We start from the raw sequence: 2462 nt of genomic DNA, 5'->3' as shown, positions 1-2462 counted from the left end.
CCCCCGCCCGGCGCGGTGGCCACCGGCGTCGGCGACGGCTCGGGGCGCGCCGGGGGCCACGGCTCGCCGCGCTCCTTTGCCAGCTCGGCCGGCGACTTGACCGGCGGCTTGTCCGACGGGGTGCGGCCGCCGAACTCGTTGAACGCGGTGATCCGCGGCCGCTTCTCCACGGTGGAGAAGATGCGTTCGAGATCCTTGCGCTGCAACGTTTCCCGCTCGAGCAGCTCGATCACGAGGTCGTCGAGCACGTCCCGGTAGGTGTTGAGCACGTCCCACGCCTCGGTGTGCGCGGCCTCGATCAGCGCGCGCACCTCCTCGTCGATCTCGTGCGCGACCTCCAGCGAGTAGTCCTGGGCGTGGCCCATGGTGCGGCCGAGGAACGGGTCGCCGTGATCCTGGCCGTACTTGACCGCGCCGAGCCGGGCGCTCATGCCGTACTCGGTGACCATCGCCTTGGCGATCTTGGTGGCCTGCTCGATGTCGCCGGACGCGCCGGTGGTCGGCTCGTGGAAGACCAGCTCCTCGGCGGAGCGTCCGCCGAGGGCGAACACCAGCCGGGCGATCATCTCCGAGCGGGTGAGCATCTGCTTGTCGTCCTCGGGCACCACGAGGGCATGCCCGCCGGTGCGCCCGCGCGGCAGGATGGTCAGCTTGTACACCGGCTCCAGGTCCGGCATGGCCCACGCGGCCAGCGCGTGCCCGCCCTCGTGGTAGGCGGTGATCTTGCGCTCCTTCTCGGAGATGATCCGGCTCTTGCGGGCCGGCCCGCCGATCACCCGGTCGACCGACTCCTCAAGCGCGGCCGCGTTGATCAGCGTCCCGTTCTGCCGCGCGGTGAGCAGCGCCGCCTCGTTGATCACGTTGGCCAGGTCGGCGCCGGACATGCCGACGGTGCGCTTGGCCAGCGCGTGCAGGTCGACGTCCGGGGCGAACGGCTTGCCCTTGCTGTGCACCTCGAGGATCTTCTTGCGCCCCATCAGGTCCGGCGCGGACACCGGGATCTGCCGGTCGAAGCGGCCGGGCCGCAGCAGGGCCGGGTCGAGGATGTCCGGCCGGTTGGTGGCCGCGATCAGGATGATCCCGCCGCGGGCGTCGAACCCGTCCATCTCGACCAGCAGCTGGTTGAGCGTCTGCTCGCGCTCGTCGTGGCCGCCGCCGAGGCCGGCGCCGCGCTGCCGGCCGACCGCGTCGATCTCGTCGACGAAGATGATGCACGGCGCGTTCTGCTTGGCCTGCTCGAACAGGTCGCGCACGCGGGAGGCGCCGACGCCGACGAACATCTCGACGAAGTCCGAGCCGGAGATCGAGTAGAACGGCACTCCGGCCTCGCCGGCGACCGCGCGGGCCAGCAGCGTCTTGCCGGTGCCCGGCGGGCCGTAGAGCAGCACGCCCTTGGGGATCTTCGCGCCGAGCGCCTGGTAGCGGGCCGGGTTCTGCAGGAAGTCCTTGATCTCGTGCAGCTCCTCGACGGCCTCGTCGGCGCCGGCCACGTCGGCGAACGTGGTCTTGGGCATGTCCTTGGGCAGCTGCTTGGCCCGGGACTTGCCGAAGTTGAGCACCCGGTTCCCGCCGCCCTGCACGTTGTTCATCATCCACATCAGCAGGAACAGCAGCAGCACCAGCGGGATGATGAAGATCAGGATCTGGGTGAGGAACGACTCCTGGGTGACCGTGGTCTTGAACTCGGTGTTCGTGCTGCGCAGCAGCGCGTTGTAGAGCTCACCGGTCGCCCCGCCCGGGTACTGGGTGATGATCTGCTTGACCTGCTGCCCGTCCTGGTCGATCGGGTTGCGCAGGGTGATCTTGAGTCGTTGCTCCTTGTCCTCCAGATCGGCCGTCTCGACGTTGCCGGCGTTGATCTGCGCGATGGCCTTGGAGGTGGGGACTTCGGTGTACCCACGGGTGTCGTCCGCCAGGAAGCTCCAGGCGAAGTAGAGCAGCAACACCACCAGGATCCACAGCAGCGGGTTGCGAAGCAGGCGCTTGCGGTCCATTCACTTGCGGCCGCGGCGCGGCCCGACCCTCCCTGACTTGCACGTACTTGCACCTAGCGCAGTGACGGCACTGACTAGCCGGACGGGGAACTCCGGTCCAACCAGCGTACCGCCCGCTCAGGCGCGCTTACCCCACGAAGTAGGGCGCAGCGTGCTTCACACTGGTCAACGGTCCGTCCGGCGCGGAGGTTCCCTACGCACCGACCGCGGCCGTGACGGTGGCCATCATCTCAGAGACGCGGGCGCGCAGCGTCGCCGCGTCGGCCGGGGCGACCGTGGCCCAGTCCCGGCCGTCCCGCGCGGTCGCCAGCTGGCCGAGGTAGCGCCCGGACTCGTTGTCGAACCACGACAGCACCGCCGAGCGGCGGCGTCCCCGCATGTCGGTGCGGCTGTTGGCCGCGATCTGCCCGCCCCGCTGGTTCGGCATGGCCGTCAGCTTGGCGTACGCCTTGCGGGTCTCGATGTCGC

At 69.8% G+C, this 2462-nt stretch carries 2 protein-coding genes; both read right to left on the bottom strand.

Annotation, left to right across the window (positions count from 1 at the left end; translation table 11 throughout):
* A partial coding sequence (ftsH, locus tag VGX25_RS11400; RefSeq protein ID WP_326917627.1) for an ATP-dependent zinc metalloprotease FtsH occupies positions 1 to 1994 on the bottom strand: 1994 nt, incomplete at its 3' end.
* A gap of 193 nt (positions 1995 to 2187) precedes the next feature.
* Positions 2188 to 2462: ESX secretion-associated protein EspG (locus tag VGX25_RS11395; protein WP_326917626.1), on the bottom strand; the 275-nt coding region annotated here is incomplete at its 5' end.

It is taken from the genome of Actinophytocola sp. (assembly GCF_035942955.1).
Lineage (GTDB): Bacteria > Actinomycetota > Actinomycetes > Mycobacteriales > Pseudonocardiaceae > DASYTH01.
Note: the sequence above shows the minus strand (reverse complement) of the source record. Positions and strands in the feature narration are given on the sequence as shown.